Consider the following 4,021-nt stretch of genomic DNA (forward strand, 5'->3'; position numbering starts at 1 on the left):
TTCGCCATCGGGCTGTGCTCGATCCACTACGAGCTCCCGGCCCTGATCCCCCTCACCCAGGCCGGCCGCATCACGCCGGAGGTCGTGGTCTCCCACCGCTTCGCCCTCTCCCAGGGCCCCGCGGCGTACGAACTGTTCAACAGCCGCGCCGCCGGTGTCCGCAAGATCCTTCTCGACCCCGCCCGTTGACCACGACGTCGCTCCCGATCCGGGCAGCCGCATCGACCCCGAAACGTGACCCACTGCAGGCTTACAGGCATTCCAACCAGTCGGTATGGTGCGCCGGCTGAACCGTTTCCCCCGTTCACCTCCACGGATCCGAGCCGTAGTGGAAGGCCAGGCGATGACATACCCCGACGAGAACCGGTACCGGCCATCAGCACCACCGGGATGGCCAATACCGCACACCGAGCCCCCGTCGTACGGGTACGACGTCCCTCGCTACGACTCGTACGGGCAAGCCTCTTGGGTCGAGCCGTATGCGCAGGAGACTCGTCAAGATGCCGAGCTCGCCGCTCTCCGCTCGGCCTACCGCCTGCTCCGCCGGACCTCCACGCTCGCCGCGCTCGGCTCCTTCGTGGCGTATGTCGTGCTGTCCTGCTTCGCGCCGGACCTGATGGGGTCCAAGATCGCCGGGGAGTTGAGCCTGGGCATGGTCCTGGGGGTCCTTCAGCTCGTCGTCACCTTCGCGGCGGTCTTCTGGTATGGACGCAGCGCACAACGCTCGGTGGATCCATTGGCCCGCGCCGTCAGGGAACGGGCTATCCCGGTCGGCCGGAACGCAGGGACGGCGAGATGAACGACTACAGCTCCGGGACGCAGGCCACCGTCCTCATTCTGTTCACCACGCTGGTCACCGTCACACTGCTGATGTGCGTGATGGCGGGACCGGACCGCGACGACCTGACGAACTTCTACACCGGCTACCTCACGCTCACCCCGTTCAAGAACGGTCTGGCCATCGCGGGCGACTACATCTCCGCGGCCACCGTGCTGAGCACCACCGGCATCGTCGCGCTGGCCGGATACGACGGCTACGTCCTTGCGGTCAGCACCGCCCTGTCTCTGGTGCTGCTGATGTTCCTGCTGGCCGAACCGCTGCGCAACGCGGGCCGGTTCACCATGGGCGACGTCCTGGCCCGCAACATGCCCGGCCGGGCCGTGCGCATCGCCGCCTGCGTGGTGACGCTTTCGGCGACCCTGCCCTTCCTGGTCGTCCAGCTCTCCGGTGCCGGGTCGCTGCTCACCTTCATCCTGGACCTCCCGCACGTGGCGGGCGCCAGGACGGCGTGCATCGTCATCATCGGCACCCTGATGATCATTTACGCGGCGCTCGGCGGGATGAGAGGCACCGCGCTCATCCAGATGATCAAGATAGTCATCCTGCTCGGTACCAGCGCCGTCGTCGCCGCTCTGGTGCTGAACCGCTTCGGCTGGAGCCCGGGCAACGTGCTCAGGGCCGCCCAGCACGGCAGCGGCGCGGGCCCCGCCTTCCTCCAGCAGGGCCTTCAGTTGGGCACCTCGGCCGTTGACCGGCTGGATTTCATCGGTCTCCAGATCACCGTGGTCCTCGGCGTGGCCTGTCTGCCCCACATCACGATGCGTCTGTACTCCGCGCGGGACGTGCCGGCCGTACGTCGCTCCATGTCGTGGGCGGTCGGCACGGTCACCACGTTCTGCCTGCTCGTCATCATCATGGGCACGGGAGCGGCGGCGCTGGTGGGATCGCGGTACATCACCGCGGCCGACCCCCAGGGCAGGACGTCGGTGCTCATGCTGTCGCAGGTGCTCGGCGGGGCACACGATTCCGCGGGCACGACGATTCTCTACTCGGCCGTGGCGGGCATGGTGTTCATCACCCTGCTCTCATCTGTCGCGGGAATGACTCTGGCCGCGGCCTCATCGCTCGCCCATGATCTGTTCGCCCATGCGGCGCGTCGGGGACACGTCGATCCACGCACGGAGATGACCGTGGCGGTGTGGACGAGCGTGGCCGTGGGAACCCTTGCCATCGGACTCTCCACCCTGGTCCAGGACTGGAACGTCGGCGTGCTGACCACTCTGGCCATCTGCATAGGGGCATCGGCGGTGGCACCCGCGCTCACCTACTCCCTGTTCTGGCGAGGATTCACGCGCAGCGGCCTGCTCGCTTCCCTCTACGGCGGCGCGGCCTGCGCGCTGCTGCTGATGGTCTTCTCCAAGGCCGTTTCGGGAACGCCGTCCGCCGTCTTCCCGAACGCCGATTTCGACATGTTCCCCATGCAGTCCACCGGACTGGTCTCCGTCCCGTTCGGCTACATGGCGGGCTGGCTGGGCAGCCGTCTGGACCACCGGCGCCGCGCCGCCGACAGCCTTGAGAACCGGCGGCTGTACGAGGAGAGCGAGGCACGGCTGCTCGCCGCAGCGGAATGACCACGACTGCGCAGCCGGTCTGCGCGAGCGGCCTCGGTACCGCCGCGGTGGTCCGGCGCGTGCCGTGCGGCGGCCCGAGGCCCGTCGCACGGACCCCTCAGGGCAGCAGCGTGGTCAGCACGGCACGTGTCCTCGGTGGGGTCCGAGGCCACCCGGCAGGACGCTGAGACGGTCAGGTGAACGTGCCGGTCAGTGGTTGTTCGGTCCACACGGTCTTGCCCTCGCGGGTGTAACGGGTACCCCAGCGTTCGGCCATCTGGGCCACCAGGAACAGGCCGCGCCCGCCCTCGTCGGTGGTACGGGCGCGGCGCAGGTGGGGTGAGGTGTGGCTGGTGTCACTGACCTCGCACACCAGACACCGTTCACGGATCAGCCGCAGGGTCGCAGGGCCGCTGGCGTACCGGTAGACGTTGGTGACCAGTTCGCTGGCGATCAACTCGGTCGTGAACGCCAAGTGTTCCAGACCCCATTCGCTCAGCTTGGCCGAGGTCAGTGCCCGGGCCCGGGCTGCGCTGGCAGGCTCCAGCGGGAAAGTCCAGGAGGCGACACTGTCCGGTGGCAGCATGCGGGTGCGGGCGACCAGCAATGCGACGTCGTCGCTGGGGCGCGAGGGCACGAGCGAGTCAACCACCGCTTGGCATGTTCTCTCCAGCGCGTCCGCGGGACGGGTGAGCGCGCCGCACAGCTTGGTCAGGCCGGCGTCGGCATCGATGTTGCGTTCACCGATGAGTCCGTTGGTATACAGGCACAGCAGGCTACCCCCGGCCAGTTCGACGTCCCGGGCCTCGAACGGCAGGCCGCCCAGGCCGAGCGGTGGGCCGGCGGGCAGGTCCAGCATCGCCACCTGTCCATCCGGAGCGGTCACCACCGGCGGCGGGTGGCCGGCGCGGGCCACGGAGCACCGCCCGGAGACCGGGTCGTAGACGGCGTACAGGCAGGTCGCACCGACGACCTGCTCGCCCACCGGCCGCTCACCGGCTGCTTCCTGTTCCGCCGCCAGCAGGATGACCAGGTCGTCCAGGCGGGAGAGGAGCTCGTCCGGTTCCAGGTCGAGGCTGGCGAGCGTGTGTACGGCGGTACGCAACCGGCCCATGGTGGCGGCTGCGTGGATGCCGCGTCCCACCACGTCGCCGACGACGAGGGCGACCCGGGACCCGGACAGGGGAATGACGTCGAACCAGTCACCGCCCAGGCCCGGGGCCGCGCTGGCCGGCAGGTAGCGCAAGGCCACCTCGACGGCCGACTGGTCCGGAACCGCGCGGGGCAGAAGGCTGCTCTGCAAGGTGAACGCGGTCTGCTGCTGCTGGGTGAAGCGCCGGGCGTTGTCGATGGCGACGGCGGCGCGCGAGGCGAGTTCCTGGGCGAGGGTGAGATCGTCCGCCTCGAAGGGATCGGGGCGGCGCGAACGCCACACTGTCATCACGCCCAGTACCAGGCCCCGCGCGGCCACCGGGACCACGATCAGCGAGTGGGCGCCCAGATCCGGAGCGTGGGCCCCCCGGTGGCCTCTCGTCGAGAACCAGTCGGGCGGGAGTACCGGTTCCAGGACGGGCCGCCCTTCGGCGAGGCATCTGGCCTGGGGGGCGTCCGGCGCGAACTCCACCGGCTC

3 protein-coding genes and 1 pseudogene are annotated in these 4,021 nt (G+C 69.3%); 3 read left to right on the top strand and 1 reads right to left on the bottom strand.

All coding sequences use genetic code 11. The features are described 5' to 3' along the window. From ABZT93_RS40255 to ABZT93_RS40265, 3 genes and pseudogenes are all read left to right on the top strand, one after another. Positions 1-189: pseudogene (locus tag ABZT93_RS40255) on the top strand (alcohol dehydrogenase); the annotation flags it as partial. Positions 190-343: 154 nt separating this feature from the next. After that, positions 344-799, top strand: coding sequence for a DUF485 domain-containing protein (locus ABZT93_RS40260; RefSeq protein WP_356114086.1), 456 nt, complete (start codon positions 344-346; stop codon positions 797-799). Then, a complete protein-coding gene (locus ABZT93_RS40265; protein WP_356114089.1) occupies positions 796-2,412 on the top strand; it encodes a cation acetate symporter in 1,617 nt (538 codons plus the stop codon). The genes ABZT93_RS40260 and ABZT93_RS40265 overlap by 4 nt, the downstream gene beginning before the upstream one ends. 172 nt (positions 2,413-2,584) lie before the next feature. Here ABZT93_RS40265 and ABZT93_RS40270 read toward each other — a convergent pair. Further along, the coding region (locus ABZT93_RS40270) for a SpoIIE family protein phosphatase (RefSeq protein ID WP_356114091.1) at positions 2,585-4,021 on the bottom strand (1,437 nt) is incomplete at its 5' end.

Source organism: Streptomyces sp. NPDC005303 (assembly GCF_040607335.1).
Lineage (GTDB): Bacteria > Actinomycetota > Actinomycetes > Streptomycetales > Streptomycetaceae > Streptomyces.

What these genes read in the sequence shown, in the direction of transcription:
- ABZT93_RS40265 (WP_356114089.1), top strand. Translation starts at nt 796, where the DNA reads ATGAACGACTACAGCTCCGGGACGCAGGCCACCGTCCTCATTCTGTTC.
- ABZT93_RS40260 (WP_356114086.1), top strand. Translation starts at nt 344, where the DNA reads ATGACATACCCCGACGAGAACCGGTACCGGCCATCAGCACCACCGGGA.